The sequence below is a fragment of the Nocardioides albertanoniae genome (assembly GCF_006716315.1).
GTDB lineage: Bacteria > Actinomycetota > Actinomycetes > Propionibacteriales > Nocardioidaceae > Nocardioides > Nocardioides albertanoniae.
This window is the reverse complement of record NZ_VFOV01000001.1, coordinates 2807913-2833846: the sequence shown is the minus strand read 5'-3', so window position 1 is coordinate 2833846 and position 25934 is coordinate 2807913. Positions and strand designations below refer to the sequence as shown.

Annotated in this window: 21 protein-coding genes and 1 tRNA gene; 14 read left to right on the top strand and 8 right to left on the bottom strand. The window is 67.5% G+C overall.

Annotated elements, in window-relative coordinates; genetic code table 11:
- Positions 1–161: 161 nt before the first annotated feature.
- Entirely contained in the window at positions 162–776 is a 615-nt protein-coding gene (locus FB381_RS13565) for a hypothetical protein (RefSeq protein WP_141780767.1), read from the bottom strand.
- Positions 777–1094: 318 nt separating this feature from the next.
- Here FB381_RS13565 and mobF point away from each other — a divergent pair, with 318 nt between their 5' ends.
- From mobF to FB381_RS13540, 5 genes are all read left to right on the top strand, one after another.
- Complete coding sequence (gene mobF / locus FB381_RS13560; protein WP_246088099.1) at positions 1095–4634, top strand: MobF family relaxase; 3540 nt, start codon at positions 1095–1097, stop codon at positions 4632–4634.
- A gap of 94 nt (positions 4635–4728) precedes the next feature.
- Positions 4729–5067: a hypothetical protein gene (locus tag FB381_RS13555; protein ID WP_141780766.1), complete on the top strand. Its 339-nt coding sequence runs from the start codon at positions 4729–4731 to the stop codon at positions 5065–5067.
- A gap of 385 nt (positions 5068–5452) precedes the next feature.
- A complete protein-coding gene (locus FB381_RS24590; RefSeq protein ID WP_425465458.1) occupies positions 5453–5668 on the top strand; it encodes an AAA family ATPase in 216 nt (71 codons plus the stop codon).
- Between the two features lie 4 nt (positions 5669–5672).
- A complete protein-coding gene (locus tag FB381_RS13545; protein WP_141780765.1) occupies positions 5673–7361 on the top strand; it encodes an ATP-dependent nuclease in 1689 nt (562 codons plus the stop codon).
- Positions 7358–9118: a UvrD-helicase domain-containing protein gene (locus tag FB381_RS13540; RefSeq protein WP_141780764.1), complete on the top strand. Its 1761-nt coding sequence runs from the start codon at positions 7358–7360 to the stop codon at positions 9116–9118. Before FB381_RS13545 ends, FB381_RS13540 begins: the two co-directional genes overlap by 4 nt.
- A gap of 513 nt (positions 9119–9631) precedes the next feature.
- On the opposite strand, the gene FB381_RS13535 is transcribed toward FB381_RS13540, so the two are convergent.
- A tRNA-Leu gene (locus FB381_RS13535) sits at positions 9632–9717 on the bottom strand.
- A 220-nt stretch (positions 9718–9937) separates the two neighbouring features.
- Complete coding sequence (locus tag FB381_RS13530) at positions 9938–10705, bottom strand: glycerophosphodiester phosphodiesterase (RefSeq protein ID WP_170225151.1); 768 nt, start codon at positions 10703–10705, stop codon at positions 9938–9940.
- Positions 10706–10809: 104 nt separating this feature from the next.
- Between FB381_RS13530 and FB381_RS13525 the strand changes: the two genes are divergently transcribed.
- Complete coding sequence (locus tag FB381_RS13525; RefSeq protein ID WP_141780762.1) at positions 10810–12102, top strand: M20/M25/M40 family metallo-hydrolase; 1293 nt, start codon at positions 10810–10812, stop codon at positions 12100–12102.
- Positions 12103–12153: 51 nt separating this feature from the next.
- Here the strand turns inward: FB381_RS13525 and FB381_RS13520 are convergent, their stop codons facing one another.
- The 3 genes from FB381_RS13520 to FB381_RS13510 all read right to left on the bottom strand — a co-directional run bounded on the left by FB381_RS13520 (position 12154) and on the right by FB381_RS13510 (position 14060).
- The gene (locus tag FB381_RS13520) at positions 12154–12711 is read right to left on the bottom strand and encodes a histidine phosphatase family protein (protein WP_141780761.1); all 558 of its coding nucleotides are present in this window, start codon (positions 12709–12711) and stop codon (positions 12154–12156) included.
- Between the two features lie 65 nt (positions 12712–12776).
- Positions 12777–12995 (bottom strand): DUF5703 family protein, encoded by a 219-nt coding sequence (locus FB381_RS13515; RefSeq protein WP_425465448.1) that lies wholly within the window; start codon positions 12993–12995, stop codon positions 12777–12779.
- A gap of 114 nt (positions 12996–13109) precedes the next feature.
- Positions 13110–14060 carry an aldo/keto reductase gene (locus FB381_RS13510; RefSeq protein WP_141780760.1) on the bottom strand — a complete coding sequence of 317 codons (951 nt, stop codon included), beginning with the start codon at positions 14058–14060 and terminating at the stop codon, positions 13110–13112.
- 96 nt (positions 14061–14156) lie between these two features.
- On the opposite strand from FB381_RS13510, the gene FB381_RS13505 reads away from it, so the two are divergent.
- The 3 genes from FB381_RS13505 to FB381_RS13495 all read left to right on the top strand — a co-directional run bounded on the left by FB381_RS13505 (position 14157) and on the right by FB381_RS13495 (position 16544).
- A complete protein-coding gene (locus FB381_RS13505) occupies positions 14157–14981 on the top strand; it encodes an undecaprenyl-diphosphate phosphatase (RefSeq protein WP_141780759.1) in 825 nt (274 codons plus the stop codon).
- A gap of 19 nt (positions 14982–15000) precedes the next feature.
- Entirely contained in the window at positions 15001–16257 is a 1257-nt protein-coding gene (gene ilvA / locus FB381_RS13500; RefSeq protein ID WP_141780758.1) for a threonine ammonia-lyase IlvA, read from the top strand.
- 62 nt (positions 16258–16319) lie between these two features.
- Entirely contained in the window at positions 16320–16544 is a 225-nt protein-coding gene (locus FB381_RS13495) for a hypothetical protein (protein ID WP_141780757.1), read from the top strand.
- A gap of 53 nt (positions 16545–16597) precedes the next feature.
- On the opposite strand, the gene corA is transcribed toward FB381_RS13495, so the two are convergent.
- The gene (corA, locus tag FB381_RS13490; RefSeq protein WP_141780756.1) at positions 16598–17578 is read right to left on the bottom strand and encodes a magnesium/cobalt transporter CorA; all 981 of its coding nucleotides are present in this window, start codon (positions 17576–17578) and stop codon (positions 16598–16600) included.
- A gap of 73 nt (positions 17579–17651) precedes the next feature.
- Between corA and FB381_RS13485 the strand changes: the two genes are divergently transcribed.
- From FB381_RS13485 to mshC, 4 genes are read left to right on the top strand one after another with little or no spacing between them, the layout of a single operon-like run.
- A complete protein-coding gene (locus FB381_RS13485) occupies positions 17652–18380 on the top strand; it encodes an MSMEG_4193 family putative phosphomutase (RefSeq protein WP_425465457.1) in 729 nt (242 codons plus the stop codon).
- A gap of 2 nt (positions 18381–18382) precedes the next feature.
- Positions 18383–18988 carry a DUF3090 domain-containing protein gene (locus FB381_RS13480; RefSeq protein WP_211352427.1) on the top strand — a complete coding sequence of 202 codons (606 nt, stop codon included), beginning with the start codon at positions 18383–18385 and terminating at the stop codon, positions 18986–18988.
- A gap of 4 nt (positions 18989–18992) precedes the next feature.
- On the top strand, positions 18993–19775 hold the full coding sequence (locus FB381_RS13475; RefSeq protein WP_246088098.1) for an SCO1664 family protein: 783 nt from the start codon (positions 18993–18995) through the stop codon (positions 19773–19775).
- 32 nt (positions 19776–19807) lie between these two features.
- Positions 19808–21040 (top strand): cysteine--1-D-myo-inosityl 2-amino-2-deoxy-alpha-D-glucopyranoside ligase, encoded by a 1233-nt coding sequence (gene mshC / locus FB381_RS13470; protein ID WP_141780755.1) that lies wholly within the window; start codon positions 19808–19810, stop codon positions 21038–21040.
- A gap of 102 nt (positions 21041–21142) precedes the next feature.
- On the opposite strand, the gene FB381_RS13465 is transcribed toward mshC, so the two are convergent.
- Positions 21143–21991 carry a PAC2 family protein gene (locus tag FB381_RS13465; RefSeq protein WP_141780754.1) on the bottom strand — a complete coding sequence of 283 codons (849 nt, stop codon included), beginning with the start codon at positions 21989–21991 and terminating at the stop codon, positions 21143–21145.
- A 190-nt stretch (positions 21992–22181) separates the two neighbouring features.
- Here FB381_RS13465 and metH point away from each other — a divergent pair, with 190 nt between their 5' ends.
- Positions 22182–25904: a methionine synthase gene (gene metH, locus FB381_RS13460; protein WP_141780753.1), complete on the top strand. Its 3723-nt coding sequence runs from the start codon at positions 22182–22184 to the stop codon at positions 25902–25904.
- The last annotated feature ends 30 nt before the right edge of the window (positions 25905–25934 follow it).

Genomic DNA, 25934 nt, shown 5'->3' with positions numbered 1-25934 from the left:
ACCCGATCCGCCGGCGCCGCCACCAGGCGATCCGGTCTCAACCCAGAGGATGCACTCGCCGGTCGACTTGTTGGTCTGCTGACATCGAGTGTCGGCCGACGCCGTGCCGGTGCCGAGAAGAGTTGCGCCCGCCGCGAGGAGGACGATGATGAAGACGCGTGTCAGGAAACCTTGCATGACGGTTGCTCGAGGTCTTGGCCGTTGGCGATGCGCCAGCCGCCGCTCGGATTCTTGGACCAGTGGTAGTTGGCCACGGTGAAACGTGTCCAGCCGTCATCCGGTCGATCCGGACTCACCACCGACTTCCCGTTCTTGTCGACGACATCAACGTCGGCGACATCCCAGCAGGCATCCACCGTTACCGTCGGCACCTTCCCGGCTTTCGGGTCGGAGTTGTCCAAGCTCACCGACTGCACCTTCATCTCAGCGACGTCGGTACTGCCGGTCTGATGCTGGCCAGCCTTCCGGAGCTGCTCGATCGACAGCTTCTGGGCATTGAGCTGGACGCCGATCGCAACGTTCGCAAGTCCTTCAAGATCCTTGTCAGGATCCTGCTGAAGCTCATCGACCGTCTTGAAGAATGCCCGCACAGCGTCTTCCGCATCGGCCGAGGCGCGATCCTCCTGAGACTCCGGCGCCGTCGAAATCGGCTCCTTCGACGACGAATCCGGCTTGCTCGTCGGACCCGTCCCGTCCGGTGACTGGGCGCAAGAAGTAGCGACGGCGAACAGTAGAACTGCTGTCGTGGCGCTGAACGTTCTTGCCGTGATCCTCATGATGGGGTACCTGCTTCCTCCGGCTGGAGGACGCAGAATGCGCCCCGCTGGTGCCCAGCGGCGACGCAGACTGGTCCTCAGTCTTCACTGACCTTTACCCAAATTGCAACGCTAATCTTTGTTTGCAACCATTAACGGACAGTCGCCGAGCTTGCTCATCTGCTGCTCTCTCTGGCCCAGCCCGCCTCGCTCCAAGGTGCTCCGACCTTCCCAGGTTCCCCTTGCGCCCCTCACGGCAGCACACGATTGGCAGATCGAGGGCACCTCAGTGGTGAGCGGGGTGCAGACACGCATCCCCGGACCCAGAGGAGGGGCGCCGTGGTGGTGTCGATGCGGGTGATGCACGCGGGCGACGGCTACAAGTATCTCCTGAAGAGTGTGGCCGCCGGCGACGGCAACCGAGCGCTGTCCACGCCGCTGACCCGCTACTACGCCGAAGCGGGCACCCCGCCGGGACGGTGGATGGGATCTGGGCTACCGGGCGTCGGCGGAGGCAGGATCAGGCAGGGCGCCCAGGTGACCGAGACACAGCTCGCGCTCTTGATCGGCGCTGGCCGTGACCCGGTGACCGGCGAGCCGCTCGGCCGGGCGTACCCCGAATACAAGCCGACCGAGGAGCGAATCGCTGACCGTGTACGCCACCTCGACTCCAACCTCAGCGACGACGATCGAGCGACGGAGACGGCGCGGATCGAGGCCGAGGAGGCCGCCCAGTCCGGACGGCGGGCGGTGGCGGCGTACGACTTCACTTTCAGCGTCCCCAAGTCGGTCTCAGTGATGTGGGGCGTGGCCGATGCGAACACCCAGGAACTGCTCCTGGCGGCGCACCATGCGGCGGTCGCCGACGTCATCGACTACATGGAGCGCGAGGTGGCCGCGACAAGGGCCGGGGTTGCCAATGCCGACGGTGCCGTCTCGCAGGTCGGCGTTGAGGGCATCATCGCGGCCGCCTTCGACCATTGGGACTCGCGCGCCGGCGACCCTCAACTTCACACCCACGTGGTCATTTCCAACAAGGTCCAAGCCGCGCTCGACGGTCGGTGGCGCAGCCTCGACAGCCGGCCGATGCACGCCGCGGTCACCGCCGTCTCCGCGCACTACAACGCGGTGCTCGCCGACCGGATCACCGGAACCTTCGGGCTCGCGTGGGAGCAGCGGGGGAGGGACGCTGATCGCAACCCGCAGTGGGAGATTGCCGGCGTCGACGAGGCGCTGATCAAGGAGTTCTCCAACCGGTCCCGCTCCATCGAGGTGGAGAAGAACCGGATGATCGACGAGTACGTCGCCCGCCACGGTCGCCGCCCCAGCAACGCCACCATCGTCGTCTTCCGCGCCCGAGCGACCCTAGCTACCCGTCCCGAGAAGCAGTTGCGGTCACTGCTCGACCTGACTACCGAATGGCGCCTCCGTGCCGGACGGCTTCTTCGTTGCGACGCCATGTCCTGGGCGCGCGGCTTGACGCGGCCTTGCCTCCCGGCGATCGTGAGGGCCGAGCAGATTCCGGCTGAGCTCATCGAAGAGATCGGCCGCAGCGTCGTGGCCGAGGTCGAACGGAAGCGGTCGACCTGGCGCCACTGGAACCTATGGGCAGAAGCCTCCCGCCAAACCATGCATTGGCGCTTCCCCAACGCCGCCGAACGTGAATACGTCGTCAGCAAGATCGTCGAAGCGGCCGAAGCCCACTCGGTCGCGCTCACTCCGCCCGAACTGACCCCGAGCCCGCCTGAGTACCAGATGGAAGACGGCACGTCGGTGTTCCGGCCGCGCCACGCCACCAAATACTCATCAACCGCGGTGATGGCGGCCGAGGGCCGGCTCCTGGAACGCGCCGAGTCCCGCACGGCCCCGAGGCTAGGCCCCGAAACGGTCGCCCGCGCCGTACGCTGCAATTACCAGGGCCGTCGCATCACCCGCAACCAAGCCGACGCCCTCGAATCCATTGCCAACTCCAGCAGACTGGTCGACCTCCTTGTCGGTCCAGCCGGCGCCGGGAAGACCACCGCCATGCACGCCCTCCTCACCGCCTGGCGGCGCGAGCACGGCCGAGGCAGCGTCGTCGGCCTCGCACCCTCCGCAGCCGCAGCCGACGTACTCGCCGGAGACCTCGGCATCCGCTGCGAGAACACCGCGAAATGGCTCCACGAACACACCGCCGGCAACGTGCGCCTCCACCGAGGCCAGCTCGTCATCATCGACGAAGCCACCCTCGCCGACACCACCACCCTCGACCAGATCACCAGCCTCGCCGCCATCGCCGGCGCGAAGGTCCTGCTCGTGGGGGACTGGGCACAACTCCAGTCCGTCGATGCCGGCGGTGCCTTCACCCTGCTCGCCGCCGCCAGAACAGACGTCCCCGAACTCGCCGAGGTCCACCGCTTCCGCAACGAGTGGGAACGCGAAACCAGCCTCGACCTCCGGGCCGGTCGCCTTGAGGCCATAACGGCGTATGCCCGACACGACCGCCTCCGCGATGGCACCACCGACGAGATGCTCGAAGCCGCCTACACCGCCTGGCTGAACGACCAGGCCAACGGCCGAGCGAGCGTTCTCGTCACCGAAACCACCGAAACCGTCCACGCCCTCAACGCCCGCGCAAGAGCAGAACGCATCCTCACCGGCCAGACCCAAGCCTCCCGCGAAGTCACCCTCGCCAGCGGGGAACCCGCCTCAGTCGGTGACATCGTGATCACCCGCCGGAACGACCGCCGCCTCCGTTCCCTGCGTGGCGCTTGGGTCCGCAACGGCGACCGATGGTGCATCGACGACGTCGGCAAAGATGGAACCCTCGTCGTCTCCCGCCGGGCCAACCACGCCGCGACCGTCATCCTTCCCGCCGACTACGTCTCCGAACACGTAGACCTCGGATACGCCATCACCGCCCATCGCGCCCAAGGTATCACCGTCGACACCGCCCACGTCCTCGCATCCTCGAGAACAACCAGAGAGAACCTGTACGTCTCCATGACCCGTGGCCGCGACGCCAACACCGCCTACGTCGCCCTCGACCAGCCCGATGACACCCACGCCGGCCACCCCGACGACGGCGAGACGAACGCCCACACCGTGCTCTGCGGCGTACTCCAACACTCCAGCGCCGAGCTCTCCGCGCATCAGACCATCACGGCCGAACACGAGACCTGGAGCTCCATCGCTCAACTCGCAGCTGAGTACGACACCATCGCCGCCGTCGCCCAACGCGACCGGTGGGCCGACCTCGTCCGCCGCTCCGGTCTGACCGATTCTCAAGCCGACGACGTCGTCGCAGGTGATGCCTTTGGGCCCCTGACCGCGTCGCTGCGCCGCGCCGAAGCCAATGGCCACGCGGTAGACCGACTCCTCCCACGCCTCGTAGCCCAACGCGACCTCACCGACGCAGAGGATGTTGCTGCTGTCCTTCAATACCGACTCCGCCTCGCCACGAACGCGAAGCCGACCCGCAGGGGAGTGGCCTCAGCCCAGCGCTTCATCGCGGGCATGATCCCCGAAGCAATCGGCGAGATGCCCACCGCGATGCGCGAAGCCCTCGACGAGCGCAGGGGCCTGGTCGAAGCACGAGCCAAGGCCCTCGCCGAGACCGCGGTGCTTGAGCGCCCTGCCTGGACCCGTCGGCTGGGCGAACCACCGACATCGCCCGCGGTCCGCCGTGACTGGATCGCCGCGGTCGGAACCATCGCCGCCTACCGCGACCGCTACCAGATCACCAGCGACATCCCACTCGGCCCGGGCGCGCGAAGTGAAGCAGAACGAGCTGATCGGACCCTCGCCCTTATCGCCCAGCGGCGAGCGGAAAGCCTTGCCGTGACCCTGGCCGCAGACCGAGCAAAGCCCGCGGCGTCCTTGCAGTCGGGCCTCAGATAGTCGCCTCAGCGGACGTTTCTCCACAGGCCACGACGCAAACGAGCGACCGGTTGCATCGTGGACTGCAACCCCTGCCCCAACCGGAGGTCGATCTGTGCTCACGATTCTCTTCCTATGCGTCTGGCGAACAGTGGCCACCGTCCACGGCTATGTCAGGGCGTACGCCCCGTCCAACATCGCCATCGACTACCTACGCTCTGAGCCCGGCCTCAAGTTGGCGATTCCAGTGGCCGTGATAGCGGTTCCTGTCTACCTGTTCGTCGCCCGATTGGTGACCACCTTCGTCGACGGGGGAGCAACCGATTGGTTTCTGCTGGTCGCGCTCGTTGCATTCATCGATGCCTTGAAGTTTGCGGCCCTCGCTGCGCTCACGCCGCCGCTGCTGGTTTGGAGACGGCTTGACACGCACCGAGCGACACGCTGCTCCAAGTGACCGGAATCCTGGATTCATCTCTGTAATCAGCCGAACCGAGAACGCAGTCACCGGCTCCAGCGTAAGGAACCTCCAGAGCATTAACAGCCACGAAGGGGTCGTGCAGTTGGCTAGGCGTCCGCGGCCTTGCCACGGTCTGAAATCGGCCGCGGAGTTGGAGCATCCTGCTAGCTGACCCGGCGCCGGACCTAGGGGATTAGAGGGGTGGGATGCAGAGCGAATCCACTGCCTGGTCCAGCGCGCTTCCAGGGTTGCGCCGGCGGAACTGGGCGCCGCGAAGTTGCCCAACATCGGTGAGATCCAGCGGCAAGCGATCGAAGCAGCTTCGCGGACGAACGAACGCCGTTACGTTTCGGGTAAGTCAACCACGTGGGGGGAATTCTCGGTGCACCTGAACCGTCTGAAGCTGCGAAACTTCCGATCCTGCGGGGACACAACACTTGACCTCGACCCGTTGCTTTCGGTGCTGGTCGGCGAGAACGCCTCGGGGAAGAGCGCCATCATCGACGCCATGCGGTTGGTCGCCCCAGCGACCGGGCGCCAGCAGACAGCATGGTTTCGAGCCGACCGAGACCTGACTCGGGGGGGTCGACATCGGTGAGCCGGTGGAGATCGCGGCTCGCTATTCGGGCCTGACCGTGTCCGAAGAGGCGGTATACATGGCGCAGCTTGTCGACACCCACGACGACCTCGTCTACCGCACGACGTTCGCGACCGACCCGGCCGTGCCGCGCCGCCAAGTTCAGACGTGGAGCATCGGTGACGCCGGCGCCGACGATCCTGAGCCAGTAGCACGTAGCCGGATCAGCCACGTCTACCTCCCGCCGCTTCGCGATGCGGTGCGCGACATCGACAGCGGTACCTCGGACCTGCTGCACGACGTGGTGCGCATCCTGCTCAGTGATCCCGATAACGGGATCGACGAAGACGGGTTCGTCGCAACCGCCCAGGAAGCCGTAGGCACGATCGCCAAGCACGAGGTTGCGACCACCACCCGTGACGTCATCCAGGACTACTTCGGGCAGACCACGCCGCCCGATCGAGAACACGACCTTTCGCTCAGCGGGCGGGACCTTCGGCTCAGGCAGATCGTCAGGATGCTCCGCATCCAGCTTTTCGAATCGGGCACCTCCATCGGGGACATCGCCTCCGCTGGCCTGGGCTACGCGAACTTGCTGTACGTCGCCATGATCGTGCTCGAGTTGGTCCGCGCCCGCGAGAACGACTTGACGATCCTGCTCGTCGAGGAGCCGGAGGCTCATCTCCACCCGCAGCTCCAAGTGGTGTTGCTCGGCTTCCTGCGTGACCAGGCGGAAAAGAGCGGAGTCGACTCCGATGGCCTGCATCCCACTGGCAGGGTCCAGGTTGTCGTCACCACCCACTCGCCCAACCTCGCTAGCGAGGTTTCGATCAAGAATGTCGTGGTCGTCGCGCGGGAGAAGTGCGAGTCGACATGGCAGACCCAGGCCATCTCCTTGGCCGGTCTCGGCCTCACGGCGCCAGAGGTACGCAAGATCGATCGCTACCTCAGCGTCACCCGGGCATCCCTGCTGTTCGCCCGGCACGTTGTCCTCGTCGAAGGAACTGCCGAGATGCTTCTGCTTCCGGTGCTAGCGGCACTCCGGCTAAAGCAGGCGGCGCTGCCTTCTAGCGACGAAGCAGCCGCTCGACGGCATCTTCGCGGGCTGACGTTCGTGTCGGTGGAGGGGGTTGACTTTGGTCCGTACCTGAAGCTCTTACTCAATGGTTCACGTCAGCGAGTGGACCGTGTGGTGGTGATAACCGACGGCGACAACGGCCAAGGCGACCGTCGACGGTCTGCGTACGAGGACGCTTTTAAGACCCAGGTAACCGACGGGCGACTGATAGTATGCGTCGGCGGCACCACGCTGGAAGCTGAGCTGTTCGGTGAACAAGCAAACGAGTCTGTCTTGCGCAATGCCTTCCTCAAGTTGCACTCGAAGTCGGCCGCGAAGTGGGACCAAGTCAGCGCAGCGGCCGGCTCTACACCTGACGAACGAGCCGCGATCTTCGCCTGCGCGATCACCAAGCCGAAGAAGCCTGCGCCTCAGGTCGCTACGGGGGACGAGGGCGAGTCCACTGACACCGTCGTCAACACGGTGGCCACGCCGGTAGAGATGCCAACGCTCGACATCTCGAAGGGGGACTTTGCGCATCTCGTCGCAGAGGCGATCGAAGCAGACGACAACGGCAGCTTTGTTGTTCCCACATACCTGCAGGCTGCCCTCGAGGCGATCGCGCCGCTGGCAGAGCAGACGAGTGAGGACGAGTGAACGCTGCGCTGAGCGCTGAGCAGGCGGCGGTCCTTGAGCAGACCGTTCGACATGTCGAGGCCGGCCCCGGCTCCGGGAAGACCCGCGCTGTGGTCGCCCGATTCCAGCAGCAAGCCGAGGCTCGACCAGGCGTTGCGCTGCTCTCCTTCACCAACGCAGCTGTCGACGTGGCGCGGGAGCGGTCGAAAGGCAGTCCACATCTGCTGCGCACGCCCAATTTCGTGGGTACCTTCGATGCCTTCTTCAACCGATATGTCGTTACGCCCAGCGTACGGCGCGCCACTGGGGTCACTCCTCAGTACCTCGCGTCTTGGGACGACCTCCCGACCGAGCTCTCAAGGGTTCGTCCCACGAACGGAGGTCTGGGTATCCGACTCTCCCGCTGGACGCGATCCGGGGACGGGTCGATCGCCCTCGACGTGAGGCGGCTCGGCTACGACGAGCGTCGTGCCTGGGACCAAGTCTCACCGTGGACGCAGCGGGACATTACCGAGAGAGGACGGAGCCTTATCAAGAGTCTGCTGGCGAGGCACGTATACAGCGCCGAGGAATCCCGGCGAGTTGCGTTGAAGTTGCTAGATACACCCGGGTCAATCCTACGAAACCGCCTCGTGACGCGATTCAACGAAGTCATTGTCGATGAGTTCCAAGACTGCGACATCGTAGAGCACAGCATCCTGCGACACCTCCAGCAGGCCGGAACCCATGTGGTGACCGTCGCAGACCCCGATCAGGCAATCTACGAGTTCCGTCAGGTCGGCCCGTCGAACCTCTACGATCAATACCTCGCAGGTTTGGAAGACCACGAGGTGGTCACGCTCACGACCTGTTATCGGTCGAGGCCGGCGATCTGCGCTGCGGTGACGAGCTTGCGAAGCACGCCGAAAGCCATCGAATCGAGTGATCCTCGTGACATGTCGTTCCCGGCCATACATGTAGTCGTCGGACGCGGTCAGGCCGCAGAGATTGCGGCACGGGGTGTCCTGAATGACTCTGGCGTCGATCCCGTCGCCTGCCGGGTCATCGCCCATCGCCGCGCAGATGCCCAGAGCCTTGGTCCCGGGACAACGGAACTCCCGGCCACGGCGACAGTACTAGGCAGCATCCTGGCTGCAGCAGCGCAGTTCCTTCGGGCTACGGACACCAAGCACCGCCTGCAAGCGATAGGGCGTATCGAGCAGCACATGCTGGACCAGCTGGATTGGGGGGCCGACGGACAGCCAACGGATAAGAGCGAGCGCGTCGAATTGCTCGGCATCACCGTTGACCGCCTCCGGATCCTGGCGAAGATGGTTATCGGGGTAGCGCGAGATGCAGTCGACGCGAAAGCGTTCTGCACTACGGTCCAAGATCTGGTTCGCCGGTTCGCGGAGGCGACCAGTCTGGACGTGGTCAGCAACCTCAACAAGGTCCTCGCGAAACCCACAGCCAAAATATGGGAGCCGTGGGCCGCGTTTCGATCCGAGATACATTACGGGACGACGCCGGGACTTCGTGCATCCCACGTGCATGCCGTCAAGGGCTCCGAGTTCGAAGCCGTCATCTACGTCCTTCCGCCCCGAGCGAATGCAGGCGAACCGTACGTTCTCGACGATTGGATGTCGGATGAGAACAGCGAGGCGCGCCGCGTTATCTACGTCGGAATCAGCAGGGCGCGAAAGCTCTTGATCTTGGTGGTGCCCAAGGCGAGGCTGAAGCTACTCAAACAGCTCCTTGAGCGCGACGATATTCCCTACTTGCTCACAGACGCGACCTGAGCCCAGAGCACCGCTCTCCGCCTGCTGCGCGCGACCAGACGGACGTCCCCTGTGGCGCCTTGCCGGGATACCCACCCGGTGGCGCTCGCGGCGGCGGCCTTAGGGGATCTGGGCTGAGTGGCCGAACCCTCGCTCACGGCGGCCCTGTCGGCGCCAATGTGGGGTCATGTCCACGCCAGAACGGTCAAGCCCCGCGACTTGCTAAGGCACGTTGATCCATCGACTCGGCTTCCAACGGCAGGGGCTTGCCTCGACTTTGGGCACCGGATGGCGTGGATCGGAGGATCCCGGGGGTCGGGCTTGGCGTGAAGGTGGGTCCAACTGGCCGCGGGCGGAGTTCTGCCCGACCGACTCCTCCGGCGGTCACAGCGTTCGTGATGGTTCGGATACGCTGGTTGGGACAGTTCAACAGCGGATCCGTGCCAGCCGATGTGCCCGAACGGTGCCCGGACAGGCTGAAATGAAGAGTGGCCCCGCCTGAGTTTCCTCAGGTCAGGGCCACAATTCTCTGCGTGCGCGAGGGGGGACTTGAACCCCCACCCACTAGTACGTGGACTAGCACCTCAAGCTAGCGCGTCTGCCTATTCCGCCACCCGCGCGCAACAGGAAGAACATTATCAGGACGGGGTCAGGGTGCCGAATCGGGGCTGCCCTCAGCGTGGGGTGTCGTCCGGGGCCGCGAGAACCGGCTCGGGTGACCGCGGGAGCGTGACCGTGCGGAGCCCCGTGCGCGGCTGAGATCGAGGCGGCCGTCGTCTCGACGAGGAGACACGGGCGCGCCGCGACGGCCGGCGGCGCGGAGCCGCGACCAGGCCCGGATCAGGCGGGCGCGAGCGCCCGGGCGGGGTGGTTGCTGGTGACCATCCAGACGCGTTTGTCGTGCACGAAACGGTTCAGCCGGCCGGGGTGGTCGACCGTCCAGACCAGCACCTTGATGTTGCGGCGGTGGGCCCAGCGCAGCAGCCAGACGTCGGCGAGGCGCTGCTCGACGACGACGAGGTTGGAGCGGCAGCGGCGGATGCGGCCTTCGGGGAAGAACTCCGAGAGCTTGAGGCGGATCAGCTCGAGCGGGTGGTGGCGCCAGTCGACACCTCCGAGGGAGAGCCCGACGAGCGTGGAGGGGGCGCGGAGGTCGGCCCAGTCGCGCAGGACGCGTACGGACTCGTCGACCATCGTGGTGAGGATGAAGCTCGCGTCCATCACCTCGAGGGCGATCTCGGCGGCGTCGACCTCGTGCGGGATGCCGATGTGGCCTGCGGGCGAGGCGAACTTGTAGTCGATGTGGGCGTGCTTGCCGTGGGCGGCGAGCAGCTCGAGCGCCTCCCGGTAGCGCACCAGGCGGAACGGCGCGAGCGCGGACAGCGCGGCGTAGGTGCACTCCTCGATCCTGTGCTTGCGTCCGATGCGGTCGCGGATGTGGCTGTCGTGATGGAGCACGAACTCGCCGTCGACCGTCCTGTGCACGTCGAACTCCACATAGTCGACCGCCATCGTGGCGGCCTCCACCAGCGACTCCCAGGAGTTGTCGCGGTGCCCCGACTGCCGCGCCGCGGCACGGTGAGCGGAGAGGAGCGCGCGCTTGTGCATGCGTCCCATGGAAACGTACGCCCCGAACCGGCCCGAAATCCTCAGGTTGCGCATAGGTGGACGTCAGGCGGCAGTTTGTCGCACCCGGTCGCTACGGTGGCCGTATGACCAGTGCCGAGAACGAGGTCGTCGACCTCTGCCGTGACCTGATCCGCATCGACACCAGCAACTATGGCAACGACCCGGGGCCGGGGGAGCGGAAGGCGGCCGAGTACGTCGCCGCGCAGCTCGACGAGGTCGGGATCTCCTCGCAGATCTATGAGTCCGAGCCGGGCCGCGCCTCGGTCGTCGCCCAGTGGGGCGGCTCCACCGGCGACGGCCTCCTGCTCCACGGCCACCTCGACGTCGTGCCGGCCGCCGCCGAGGACTGGCAGGTCGACCCGTTCTCGGGCGAGATCGACGGCGGCTACGTCTGGGGCCGCGGCGCCGTCGACATGAAGGACTTCAACGCGATGCTGCTCGCGGTGGTGCGCGAGCGCCAGCGCACCGGACGGATCCCCGAGCGACCGATCACGCTCGCCTTCACCGCCGACGAGGAAGCCGGCGGGATGAAGGGCGCCAACGTGCTCGTCGAGGACCACCCCGACCTGCTGGCTCACTGCACCGAGGCGGTCGGCGAGGTCGGCGGCTTCTCGACGACGGTCAAGGGCCGCCGGCTCTATCTGATCGAGGCGGCCGAGAAGGGCATGGCCTGGATGAAGCTGACCGCCCGCGGCACCGCCGGCCACGGCTCGATGATCAACCATGACAACCCGATCACCCGGCTCTCGGGCGCGCTCGCCCGCATCGGCGCCCACGAGTGGCCGGTGACCCTCACCCCGACGATGCAGGCTCTGCTCGCCGCGGTCGGTGAGATCGCGGGGGAGGAGCCGACACCGGAGAACGCAGAGCGGCTCGTCGAGGAGTTCGGTCCGGCCGCGCGGATGATCGGCGCGACGCTGCGCAACGTGACCAACCCGACCATGACCGGCGCCGGCTACAAGGTCAACGTCATCCCCACCGAGGCCACCGCCCACGTCGACGGCCGCTTCCTCCCCGGTTACGAGGACGACTTCTTCGAGACCCTGCGCAAGCTGTGCGGCGAGGGCATCGACATCGAGTTCGACCAGAACCAGATGCCGTGGGAGACGCCCTACGACGGCGCGCTCGTCTCCGCCATGGAGAGCTCGCTGATCGCCGAGGATCCCGACGCCCTCGTGGCGCCCTACCTGATGTCGGCCGGCACCGACGCCAAGCACTTCAAGCGGCTCGGGATGAGGACGTACGGCTTCGCGCCCCTGCGTCTGCCCGAGGATCTCGACTTCACCGCGCTCTTCCACGGTGTCGACGAGCGGGTGCCGGTCGACGCGCTCGAGTTCGGCGCGCGGGTGATGGACCGCTTCCTGGACCAGGTCTGAGACAGCGTCGAGTCGGCTCGTTCTGACGAGCCGACTCGACGGGAGAGTGGGTCAGACCGGGAGGATCACTTCGGCGTTGAAGGTCTCGACCACGGGCTCGCCGGCGAGGTTGGGGCCGATGGTGGTGAGGGTGGCGTTGTCGAACGGGCCGATGCGCATCCAGGTCGCCGGCGGGGCACCCAGCACCTCGCGTACGAACCATGCGGCGACGAACGCGTGGGTGACCAGCACGACCTCGTCGTCGTGGTGGTCGAACCAGAGCTTGTGCCAGGCGGCGGTGAGCTCGGCGCCGTCGATGTCGCGCTCGGCCTCCGGCACCTCCTCGAGCCAGCCCCACCGGTGCGTCGGGTAGTCGCCACGGCGCTCGAACGACGGCACCGGGGTGCGGTCGGCGAGGGCGTCACAGCGCTGCGCGCCGGCTCCGAGCACCTCGGTGATCACCTGGGCCGTCTGGGTGGTGCGCCGGCTCGGGCCGTGCAGGATCTGCCGCACCGGCCTGAAGGAGAGACGGTTGGCGAGGGCCGTGACCTGACGGCGACCGAGGTCGGAGAGCCCGGGATCGGCGCCCTCCGCGCCGGCGGCTTCACCGTGGCGTACGAGATGGATCACGCCATGGACACTAGCCGCCCTGCTCTACGGCATAGGCCGGCGACGCGGCCGCCGAAAGGAAAGTCTCACACCGTGAGCCGCTGGCGGATGATCTTGCGGCGAAGGATCACGCGGCGGGTGCCGTCGGCCGTGATCCGCACCCGGTCGAGCTCCCAGCCGCCGTGCTCGGCGCGCTCGACGAGCAGCTTGGTGACGATGTTGCGCGAGAACTCGCGCGTGAAGATCACCTTGTCGTACTCCCACATCACGCCGGGGCGGGGTGGGCGGCGTTCGGCTCGGGCCAAGGCTGTGTCCTTTCCTGCTTCAGGAGAACCAGTCTGCCGGATCGGATGTTCCCGCGGGGCCAGACGGAACAGCTTGGCCGGAGCAGCTTGGCCGCGCAGCTCAGACGGTGCAGCTCAGACGGCGGAGACGTCGTCGAGCGCGAGCGCGATCTCGGGAGGCAGGGTGAGGTCGGCGACGCTGAGCGCCTCCTTGAGCTGAGCGGCCGTGCGCGCGCCGAGGATCGGGGCGGTGACGCCGGGTCGGTCGCGGACCCAGGCCAGGGAGACCTGCAGCGGAGTCCACTCCAGACCCTCGGCGGCCTTGGCGACGGCGGTGATGATGCCGCGGCTGCGATCCTCCTCGTAGATCTCCACGCGGGAGGCGAACGCGGGGTCGGCTCCGCGCGACTGCGAAGGGGTGCCGGTGCGGTACTTCCCGGTCAGTACGCCGCCGGCCAGCGGCGACCAGGCCAGCACGCCCATCCCCATCGCCTCGGCGGCCGGCAGCGTCTCGTACTCGATGTCGCGGGCCAGCAGCGAATACTCCACCTGCGTCGAGGCGAGGGTGGCGCGGCCCGGGACGGCTCGTTGCCAGGTCGCCGCCTGGGCGGTCTGCCATCCGTTGTAGTTGGAGACGCCCACGTAGGAGGCCCGACCGCTGCTCAGCGCGAGATCGAGCGCGGAGAGCGTCTCCTCGAACGGGACGTCGGGGGACCACACGTGCACCTGCCACAGGTCGACGTGGTCGACGCCGAGTCGCTTCAGCGACGCGTCGAGGCCGGAGAGCAGCGCGCCCCGCGAGGTGTCGACGCCACGGTTGCCGCCTCGCCAGGTGATCCCGCCCTTGGTGGCCAGGACGATCTCGTCGCGGGCCACCGACCCGTCGGCCAGGAGCGAGCCGAGCAGCGACTCGGAGGCTCCGTCGCCGTAGGCGGCCGCGGTGTCGACGAGGGTGCCGCCGGCCTGGGTGAATCCGGTCAGCTGTTCGCGGGCTTCGTGCTCGTCGGTCACGCTGCCCCAGGTCATGGTGCCCAGGGCGAGAGACGAGACTCGCAGCCCGGTGGCTCCGAGGAGTCGGCTCTGCATGGACCCAATCTATCGGTGCATGCAGAGCGGCTCTCGCCGGACACGCTGTGGGGGAGCCGGGTTGGGTGCCCCGTACCTGCCATCTAGAGTGCGCCCGTGGATTATCTGCAGGCGATCGCACTGGGCATTCTTCAGGCACTCACCGAGTTTCTGCCCGTCTCATCCAGCGCACACCTGCGCATCTTCCCCGAGCTGCTGGGCTGGGGCGACCCGGGTGCGGCGTTCACCGCGGTGATCCAGATCGGCACCGAGCTCGCGGTGCTGGCCTACATGGGCAAGCACATCTGGAGCATCCTCTCCACCTGGGCCCGCAGCCTGTTCAATCCCGAGCTGCGCAGCCACACCGATGCCCGGATGGGCTGGTTCATCATCGTCGGGTCGATCCCGATCGTGGTCATGGGGCTGCTGCTGCAGAACGTCATCGAGCACGACCTGCGCAGCCTCTACATCGTCGGCACCATGCTCGTCGTGATGGGCATCGTGCTCGGCATCGCCGACCGGATCGGGGAGAACCGCAAGCGCTTCGACGACCTGTCCTGGCGCGACGCGATCCTGATGGGCTGCGCCCAGGCCTGCGCGCTCATCCCCGGCGTCTCCCGCTCGGGCGCGACGATCTCGATGGGCCGGGCGCTCGGCTACGAGCGCGCCACGGCCACCGAGTACGCCTTCCTGCTGGCGCTGCCGGCGGTCTTCGGGGCCGGGCTGTTCGAGATGAAGGACATCGCCCACGAGGACAACCTCTACGGCTGGGGCCCGACGATCGTGGCCACGATCGTCTCGTTCGTGCTCGGCTACGCGGTGATCGCATGGCTGCTGAAGTATCTCTCCCGCAACACCTACACCCCGTTCGTGATCTACCGCGTGGTGCTCGGTCTCGCGGTTCTGGTGCTCGTCGGCGTGGGTGTGCTCAGCGAGTGGTGAGCGTGCCAAACTCACTCATGTGTCTGAGTCCGGGACGAAGCCTGCCGTAACACCCGCTGCCATCGAGGAAGCCGCCGCGCGCACCATCGCCACGCGTACGGCGCTCGAACGCTCGGTCAGGCTCTCGCAGAGATACGCCGCCGACGTGTTCCTCAAGCGGGAGGACCTGCAGCTGGGCCGCTCCTACAAGGTGCGTGGCGCCTTCAACCTGATGAGCTCGCTGAGCCCTGAGGAGCTCGAGCGCGGCGTCGTGTGCGCCTCGGCCGGCAACCACGCCCAGGGTGTCGCGATCTCCTGCGCCCGGCTCGGGGTGCCCGGTCACATCGTGGTGCCGACCAACACGCCCAAGCAGAAGCGCGACCGGATCGTCGCCCTCGGCGGCGAGCACGTGACGCTCACCCTGCACGGCTCGACCTACGACGAGGCCTCGGCCTACGCCTACGAGCTCGGCCGCGGGCTCGGCGCCCGATACGTCTCGGCGTTCGACGACCCGCGCACGATCGCCGGGCAGGGCACGGTCGGCTACGAGCTCACCTCCCAGAGCGAGGAGCCCCTCGATGTGCTGCTGCTGCCGATCGGCGGCGGTGGCCTCGCCTCCGGAGTGGCCACCTGGGTGCGCGAGGTCTGGCCGCAGACGCGGATCATCGGGGTGGAGCCGGCTGGTGCCGCCTCGATGGCGGCCGCGGTCCAGGCCGGCGGCCCGGTGCGGATCGACGCGCTCGACACGTTCGTGGACGGTGCCGCCGTCGCGACCGCGGGCACGGTGACCTACCCGATCGTCAGCGAGCTCGTCGACGAGCTGGTCGCGGTGCCCACCGGCGCGATCTGCGTGGAGATGCTCGAGCTCTACCAGACCGAGGGGATCATCGCGGAGCCTGCTGGCGCGCTCGCGGCGGCGGCGCTCGGGCAGATCGACCTGCGTGGTGCGGCCCGGGTCGGCACGGTCGTCTCAGGCGGCAACAACGACGTCTCCCGCTACTCCGACATCCTCGAGCGCGCCCTGATCCACCAGGGCCTGCGCCACTACTTCCTGGTCTCGTTCCCGCAGGCACCCGGCGCGCTGCGCGGCTTCCTCGACGACGTGCTGGCCGACGGTGAGGACATCGTCGTCTTCGAGTACGTCAAGAAGTCCAACCGCGAGCTCGGGCCGGCGCTGATCGGCATCGACCTCGACACCGCCGACGGGATCGGCGCCCTCCTCGAGCGGATGGGCGCCAGCGACCTCGTCATCGAGCGGATCGAGGCCGACTCGCCGCTGTTCACCTTCTTGCACTGAGGTCGATGTCATGTCATGCGTTTTGGCTCCCAACCATGCGCAAACATGAAATACTGACCGCGATGAGTACGACTCAGAGCCAGGTGGCATGGCTCGAAGCAAAAGCGGCGAAATACGTCGAAGACGCCAAGGTCTTCACGAGCGCGAGAAGCAGCGACCTCCAGGTCGGCGGCCTCACCGGCGAGCAGTGGGCGACCGTCTACCGGGCCGTCGCCCACGAGCTTCGCGAGTGCGCCCGCGAAGCCGCCACCGTGCATGTGCCGCGCAGCCGCTGGCGCAAGGGATAGGCGCGGCCCGGACTGACTGACCGGTCAGGCAGGCCAGATCGGTCGTGCTCGGGTCAGAGCCAGCCCGACCTGCGGAAGAAGACCCACAGACCTGCGACGACGACGCCCATGAGCAGCAGTGAGAACGGGTAGCCGAAGGTCCAGTCGAGCTCGGGCATGTGGGTGAAGTTCATGCCGTAGACCCCGGCGATGAGGGTCGGCACCACGACCAGGGCGGCGCCGGCGGAGATCTTGCGCATGTCTTCGTTCTGCTGCAGCGAGAGCTGGGCCATGTGGGCCTCGAAGGCCGAGGACAGCAGCGACTCGAGGTTCTCGATCGTCTCCGAGATCGAGGAGAGATGGTCGAGCACGTCACGGAAGTAGGGGCGCAGGTCGGGGTCGATCCCGTCCTCGCCGTTGGCGAAGCGGCGCACCGGCTCACGCAGCGGCATCACGGCGCGGCGTACCTCTGCGAGCTCGCGACGCAGGCGGTAGATGCGGGCGGAGTCTTGCGTGCGCTCGTCGGAGAAGACGGAGGTCTCGACCTCGTCGACGTCCTCGGTGAGCCCTTCCATGACGTTGACGTAGCCGTCGACGATGTAGTCGACGACCGCGTAGACAGCGGAGTAGGGGCCCTCGGTGAGCAGCTGCTCCTCGCCGCTCTCGAGCAGCTCGCGAGCGGGCGCGAGCTTCGAGCCGCGCCCGTGGCGGACGGTGATCACGTGGTCGGGGCCGATGAAGAAGGCGACCTCGCCCGTCTCGACGGCGTCTTCGGCATCGACGTACCACAGCGTCTTCACGACCAGGAACATCGCGCCGGCATAGCGCTCCAGCTTCGGTCGCTGGTGGGCGGTCAGGGCGTCTTCGACGGCGAGCGGGTGCAGGTCGAAGGCCGCGGCGACCTCCTCGAGCTCGTGCTGGCTGGGTTGGTAGAGGCCGAGCCAGACGAAGTCGCCCTCGTGCTTCGCGCCGGCGCGAAGCGTGGGGTAGTCGTGGGGCGCGCAGTCGACCTCCGCACGCGCGCCGCCGCGGTAGAGGGCGCTGTCGACGATCACCCCGCAAGGCTAGAACATCGAGGCCACGTGATCCGTGGCCACGCGGTGGATAGGGTCGCCAATCGTGGCGACGATGATCCTGGTGAGACACGGCCGTACGACGGCGAACGCATCCGGCACCCTGGCCGGCCGGCTGCCGGGGGTGATGCTGGACGAGCGCGGCCTCGAGCAGGCACGCACGGCCGCTGAGCGGATCGCTCCGGTGCCGCTCGCGCTGGCCGTGACCAGCCCGATGGAGCGCTGCCAGCAGACGCTGTCCACGATCCTCGAGGGTCGCACCGGCGAGGTGGCCGACGGCCCCAAGGTGGTCGTCGAGGACGGTCTCGCGGAGTGCGACTACGGCGAGTGGCAGGGCGAGAAGATCTCCGCTCTGGCTCGCCGCAAGCTCTGGAAGACCGTGCAGACCCAGCCCTCGGCGGTGACCTTCCCCGGCGGTGAGTCGATGGCGGCGATGCAGGCGCGAGGCGTCGAGGCCGTACGCCGTCACGACGCTGCCGTCACGGCGGCTCATGGTGACTCGGCGGTCTGGCTGTGCGTGAGCCACGGCGACCTGATCAAGGCGATCCTGGCCGACGCGCTCGGCATGCACCTCGACCTCTTCCAGCGACTCCACGTCGACCCGGCCTCGATCTCGGTGATCCGCTACGGCGAGGGACGGCCCTCGGTGCTCTCGACCAACACCCACGCCGGCGACCTGTCGTGGCTGGCTCCCAAGAAGGGCCGCAAGTCGTCTCGCCGCCGCAACGACGACGCAGTCGTGGGCGGTGGCTCGGGTCCTGGGGACGGTCTGGATAAGGTTTGATCATGCCCTTGATGCACACCTTCGACCCGCCCGAACGATTCGTCGTCGGCACCGTCGGCGAGCCCGGGGCGCGTACGTTCTTCCTCCAGGCTCGTCAGGGTGCACGCGTCGTCTCCGTGGCTCTGGAGAAGCAGCAGGTCACCGTGCTCGCCGAGCGGCTCGACGAGCTCCTCGACGAGGTGATGAAGTCGGCTCCCACCGTGGTGCCCGCGCTCGCGCCGCACGGTCTTGACGACAAGGCGCCGTTGGAGCAGCCGATCGAGGAGGAGTTCCGTGCCGGCACGATGACGCTGGCCTGGGACCCCGACGAGGACAAGGTCGTGCTGGAGGTCTTCCCGATCAGCGAGGCCGAGGTCGTCGCCGAGGTCGACGAGTCCGGCAACCTGGTCGACGAGGACGCCGTCTCCGCGATCGAGCTGGATGAGCCGGAGCCCGAGGAGGTGCTCCTGGTGCGCATCGAGCCGGGCAGCGCCCGTGCGTTCGTGAAGCGAGCCGAGGCCGTGCTGGGCGCCGGACGCCCCAACTGCCCGTTCTGCGGCAACCCGATCGACGCCGAGGGACACCTGTGCGTGCGCGCCAACGGCTTCAAGCGCCGCGACCCGGTCTGAGCCGGTGGGTGAGACTGCACCGGAGGTCGGGCACAGCGCCGAGGACGGTGCCATGGAGCTCGTCGGGCGACTGACCACGGCCTCGAACGCGACCTTCCTCGCCACCGTCGGCGAGACCGAGGTCGTCTACAAGCCGATCGCGGGGGAGCGGCCGCTGTGGGACTTCCCCGAGGGCCCGCTGGCCAACCGCGAGGTCGCCTCCTATCTCGTCTCCGAGGCACTCGGCTGGTCGGTGGTGCCCGAGACCTGGCTCGGCGATGGCCCGCACGGAGTCGGGATGGTGCAGCGCTGGATCACCTCCGAGGAGAGCCTCGAACCAGTGACCATCGTGCCGGCAGGTGAGGTGCCCGACGGGTTCATGCACGTCTTCGACGGCTACGACGCGCTCGACCAGGAGGTCTCCCTCGCCCACGAGGACACGCCCGCGCTGCGGCGGATGGCGGTCTTCGACGCGATCACCAACAACGCCGACCGCAAGGGCGGCCACATCCTTCCGGTCGCCGGCGGGCACAGGTTCGGCTGCGACCACGGGCTGACGTTCCACGAGGAGCCGAAGCTGCGCACCATCTTGTGGGGCTGGCACGGGCTGGCGTTCTCCGAGGAGGAGCTGGCCGGGATCCGGACGATCCTCGAAGGGCTCTCCGGTGCGTTGGGGCGCGAGCTGGCGGCGTACGTCTCGGGTGCGGGTTTCGAAGCGCTCGGTCTGCGCTGCGAGGCGCTGCTCGCCGAGGGGGTCTTCCCGCGGCCGGAGTTCGACCGCCATGTCATCCCGTGGCCGCCTTTCTGAGACACGCGACCAGCGACAAGTAGGCTGCACCCATGCGCGCATGGTCTGCACCCGACGTCCCAGAGCTGTCGATCCCAGGGCCCGAGGTGGAGCTCTATGACCACCAGCGAGACGCGGTGGTCTCCACGGCAGGATCCGGGCGGCGTTCGCTCTACGTGTGTGGCATCACGCCCTACGACGCGACCCACATGGGCCACGCGAACACCTACGTCGCCTTCGACCTGCTCCACCGGGCATGGCGCAACGCCGGCTACGAGGTCGACTTCACCGAGAACGTCACCGACGTCGACGACCCGCTGCTCGAGCGAGCCGAGAAGGTCGGCATCGAGTGGGAGGCGCTGGCCGAGCGTGAGACCGAGCTCTTCCGCCAGGACATGGAGGCGCTGCGCGTGATCTCGCCGCAGCACTACGTCGGCGCGGTCGAGTCGATCCCGCTCGTCGTCTCTCTGATCGGTGAGCTGGAGGCCGCCGGCGCGACCTACAAGGTCGACGACGACGTCTACGCCTCCGTGGCCGTCGACGACGCCTTCGGAGACGAGTCGCGCATGGACCGCAAGGAGATGCTGGCCATCTTCGGCGAGCGCGGCGGCGACCCCGACCGTGGCGGCAAGAAGGACCCGCTCGACGCGCTGCTGTGGCGCGCCGAGCGTCCCGGTGAGCCGTCGTGGCCCTCGCCCTGGGGCCCGGGGCGTCCTGGTTGGCACGTCGAGTGCACCGCGATCGCCCTCGAGCACCTCGGTGCCGGCTTCACCGTGCAGGCCGGCGGCTCCGACCTCGTCTTCCCGCACCACGAGATGTCGGGCTCCCACGCCCGCTCGGCCGGCAAGTCGTTCGCCGACATCTACACCCACGGCGGGATGGTCGCCTACGACGGCCACAAGATGTCCAAGTCACGCGGCAACCTGGTCTTCGTCTCCGCACTGCGCAACTCCGAGATCGACCCGATGGCGATCCGGCTGGTGCTGCTGGGCCACCACTACCGCGACGACTGGGAATGGACCGACGCCAAGCTCTTCGACGCCGTCGACAAGCTTGCCGCGTGGCGCAAGGCCGTCACCCTCGGCCGCGGCGCCCCCGCCGCGCCCGTCGTCGAGACCGTCCTCGGTGCCCTCGCCGACGACCTCGACGCCCCGCGCGCCGTCCAGGCCATCGACGCCTGGGTGGCCGCCACGCTCGGCGAGGGCGGCCTCGCCGAGACCTCCGACCCCCTCGCCGGCGAGTCGATCGCGGCCGTCGTCGACGCCGCGCTGGGCATCAAGCTCTAGCCGAGAAGTCACCCCTGCAGGCCGAAAGGTCACGTCTGCAGGTCGAGCGGGCACCCGGGTGACCTCTCGTCCTGCAGGGGTGACTTCTCGACCCCGGGGTGGTCAGGAGTCGTCGGAGCGGCGCTTGAGGTAGCGCTCGAACTCGCGGGCGATGGCGTCGCCGCTGGCCTCCGGGAGGTCGGCGGTGTCGCGGGCCTCTTCGAGGGAGCGTACGTAGTCGGAGACGTCCTCGTCCTCTTCGGCGAGCTCGTTGACGCCGCGCTCCCAGGCTCGGGAGTCCTCGGGGAGGTCGCCGAGGGGCACGGAGCACTGCAGCAGGTCTTCGAGCTTGCTGATGATCGCCAGGGTGGCCTTGGGGCAGGGCGGGGCGGCGACGTAGTGGGGGACAGCGGCCCAGTAGGAGACGGCCGGGATGTCGGAGGCGACGCACGCCTCCTGCACGATGCCGACGATGCCGGTCGGACCCTCGTAGGAGGGCGAGTCGAGCTTGAGCCGGTCGACGAGGTCGGGCTCGGTGGCGGTGCCGGAGACCGGGATGGGGCGCGTGTGCGGCGCGTCGGCGAGCAGCGCGCCGAGGGTGACCACGAGCTGGCCGCCGAGCTCGTCGACGCACTCGAGGATCTCGCGCACGAACTGTTTCCAGCGCATGTTGGGCTCGATGCCGCGTACGAGGATGATGTCTCGGTCGAGGTCGGGCGGCGAGCAGACCGCGACCTGAGTGGTGGGCCAGGTGATCTTGCGGAACCCGTTCTCGTCGGTGCCGGTGTAGGGTCGGTTGACCTGATAGTCGTAGAACTCCTCGGGATCGATCTCGGCCACCACCCGCGCGCCCCAGACCTCCATCAGATGGTCAACCGTGCCGGACGCGGAATCAGCTGCGTCGTTCCAGCCCTCGAACGCGGCGATCACCACAGGATCGACCAGGTCGCGGGTCTCTTCGATCTCGATCACGCTCTCCAGCCTAGTCATGCGGACCAGCCCGAAGGTGTCGTTCACCCCGCGTACACCTGGGCAATTCCCATCTGGCGGACAAGGGTGTCAGGATTCGGAATGAGATGGCTCGGCCCGCACACCTACGCCGTAGCGTGTTCAGGCAAGCCATGCCCGCCACACCTGCCCGCCAAGGGAGAGGAAGATCGAAGTGAGTCTGCGCCCTGATGTCACCGAGACACTGACCGCCACCTTCAAAGAGCGGATCATGGTGCTCGACGGCGCGATGGGCACTGCGATCCAGCGTGACCGGCCCGACGAGGCCGGCTATCGCGGCGAGCGGTTCAAGGACTGGCACACCGATCTGGTCGGCAACAACGACCTTCTCAACCTCACCCAGCCGCAGATGATCGAGAACATCCACCGGGAGTATCTCGAAGCCGGCGCCGACATCATCGAGACCAACACGTTCAACGCGAACGCGATCTCGTTGATCGACTACGACATGGTCGACCTCGCCTACGAGATCAACCTCGAGGCGGCCAAGCTGGCCCGCGCGGCGGCCGACATCTACTCGACCCCCGAGAAGCCGCGCTACGTCGCCGGCACGCTCGGGCCCACGTCGCGTACGGCCTCGATCTCGCCGGACGTGAACGACCCCGGCGCCCGCAACATCACCTACGAGGCGCTGCGCGACGCCTACGCCGAGGCGACCCGGGCGCTGCTCGAGGGCGGCTCGGACCTCATCTTCATGGAGACCATCTTCGACACCCTCAACGCCAAGGCTGCGATCTTCGGCGTCGAGCAGGTCTTCGAGGAGTACGGCCGCCGCTGGCCGGTCGTGATCTCCGGGACCATCACCGACGCCAGCGGACGCACGCTGTCCGGGCAGGTCACCGAGGCGTTCTGGGATTCCGTACGCCACGCCGAACCGCTCCTGATCGGCCTCAACTGCGCGCTCGGCGCCGAGGAGATGCGCCCCTATATCGCCGAGCTCTCCCGGGTCTCGGACACGTTCGTCTCCTGCTACCCCAACGCCGGCCTCCCGAACGCGTTCGGTGAGTACGACGAGGGCCCCAGCGACACCGCCACTCACGTGCACGAGTTCGCCACCGCCGGGTTCGTGAACCTGGTCGGCGGTTGCTGCGGCACCACGCCGGAGCACATCGCCGAGATCGCCAAGCAGGTCGAGGGGGTCGCTCCACGCACCGTGCCGCAGATCGACCCGGCGCTGCGCCTCTCCGGCCTGGAGCCGTTCACCGTGACCGAGGAGAGCCTCTTCGTCAACGTGGGTGAGCGCACCAACATCACCGGGTCGGCGAAGTTCCGCAACCTGATCAAGGCCGGTGACTACGACACGGCTCTCTCGGTGGCCGCCCAGCAGGTCGAGAACGGCGCGCAGGTCATCGACGTCAACATGGACGAGGGCATGATCGACGGCGTCGCGGCGATGACGCGGTTCTTGACGCTGGTCGCCTCCGAGCCCGACATCTCCCGGGTGCCGATCATGATCGACTCCTCCAAGTGGGAGGTCATCGAGGCCGGTCTCAAGCTCGTGCAGGGCAAGCCGATCGTCAACTCGATCTCGATGAAGGAGGGCGTCGAGCCCTTCATCGAGCACGCACGGGCGTGCAAGCGCTATGGCGCCGCAGCGGTCGTGATGGCCTTCGACGAGGACGGCCAGGCCGACTCCTACGAGCGCCGGATCGCGGTGTGCGAGCGGGCCTATCGGGTGCTCGTCGACGAGGTCGGCTTCGACCCCGAAGACATCATCTTCGACCCCAACGTGTTCGCGGTGGCGACCGGCATCGAGGAGCACGCTGCGTACGGTGTCGACTTCATCGAGGCCGTGCGCTGGATCAAGCAGAACCTGCCCGGGGCGAAGATCTCCGGCGGCATCTCCAACGTCAGCTTCTCCTTCCGCGGCAACAACCCGGTGCGAGAGGCGATCCACGCGGTCTTCCTCTACCACGCGGTCGAGGCCGGACTCGACATGGGCATCGTCAACGCCGGCCAGCTGGTGCCCTACTCCGAGGTCGACCCCGAGCTGCGTGAGCGCATCGAGGACGTCATCCTCAACCGGCGTTCCGACGCGGCCGAGCGTCTGCTCGAGATCGCCTCGAAGTTCAACAAGGAGAGCGCCGAGGCCGAGGAGAAGGCCGAGGAGTGGCGTGAGCTGCCGGTCAGCGAGCGCATCACCCACGCCCTGGTCAAGGGGCTCGACGCCTACGTGCAGGAGGACACCGAGGAGCTGCGGCTCGAGATCGCCTCGCGCGGTGGCCGGCCGATCGAGGTCATCGAGGGCCCGCTGATGGACGGGATGAACGTCGTCGGCGACCTGTTCGGCGCCGGAAAGATGTTTCTGCCCCAGGTGGTCAAGAGCGCCCGTGTCATGAAGAAGGCGGTGGCCTACCTGATCCCCTTCATCGAGGAGGAGAAGGCGGCCAACCCGGAGCTCTCCCAGTCCGACACGAACGGCACGATCGTGATGGCGACGGTCAAGGGCGACGTGCACGACATCGGCAAGAACATCGTCGGCGTGGTGCTGCAGTGCAACAACTACGAGGTCATCGACCTCGGCGTGATGGTGCCCGCGCAGAAGATCCTCGACGCGGCCAAGGAGCACGACGCCGACATCATCGGCCTCTCCGGGCTGATCACGCCGTCGCTGGACGAGATGGTCAGCTTCGCCGCCGAGATGCAGCGCGTCGGCATGGAGATCCCGCTGATGATCGGTGGCGCGACCACCTCGCGTGCACACACGGCGGTGAAGGTCGACAAGAAGTACGACGGTCCCGTCATCTGGGTCAAGGACGCCTCGCGTTCCGTGCCCACCGCTGCGGCTCTGCTCGACGCTGGCCGGCGCGAGAAGCTGATGGCCGAGATCAAGACCGACTACGACTCGTTGCGGACGCGACACGCGGAGCGCAGCGAACGGGCCTCTCTCACCTACGCCCAGGCGAAGGCCAACAAGCCGGAGATCGACTTTGCGAAGCTGCCCAAGGCACCGGCGCAGACCGGTGTGCACGTGCTGTTGGACTACTCGATCGCCGAGCTGCGCGACTACATCGACTGGCAGCCGTTCTTCAACGCCTGGGAGATGAAGGGGCGCTTCCCCGACATCCTCAACAACCCGGCGACCGGCGAGGCCGCGCGCAAGCTCTTCGACGACGCGCAGGCGATGCTCGACAAGATGATCGAGGAGAAGTGGGTCGAGGCGCGCGGCGTCTACGGTCTCTTCCCTGCCAACTCGACCGGCGAGGACGTCGTCGTCTACGGCGACTCCTCGCGCACCGACGAGCGGGCGCGACTGTTCCAGCTGCGTCAGCAGGGCCAGCACCGCACCGGCATCTCCAACAAGTCGATGGCCGACTTCGTCGCGCCGGTCGGGGAGGGGGCCGACCATGTCGGCGCCTTCGCGGTGACGGCCGGGATCGGTCTGCCCGAGCGGGTCAAGGCGTTCCGCGACGAGCTCGACGACTACTCGGCGATCATGGTCGAGGCCTTGGCGGACCGTCTCGCGGAGGCGTTCGCCGAGCGCCTCCACCAGCGCGTGCGCACCGAGTTCTGGGGCTACGCCGCTGACGAGGGTGGCGACGGTCAGCTCGCCAACGACGACCTGATCGCCGAGAAGTACTCCGGCATCCGCCCGGCGCCGGGCTACCCGGCCTGCCCCGACCACACCGAGAAGCAGACCATCTGGGAGCTGCTCGACGTGCACGAGAACACCGGCATCGAGCTCACCGAGTCGATGGCGATGTGGCCGGGCGCCTCGGTCTCCGGTCTCTACTACGGCCACCCCGACTCGCAGTACTTCGTCGTCGGACGCCTCGGACAGGACCAGGTCGCCGACTACGCCGAGCGCAAGGGCTGGAGCATGGCTGAGGCAGAGCGCTGGCTCTCGCCCAACCTGGGCTACGACCCCGAGGACTGATCCTTCCCGGCGAACGAAAGTTCGTTCGGT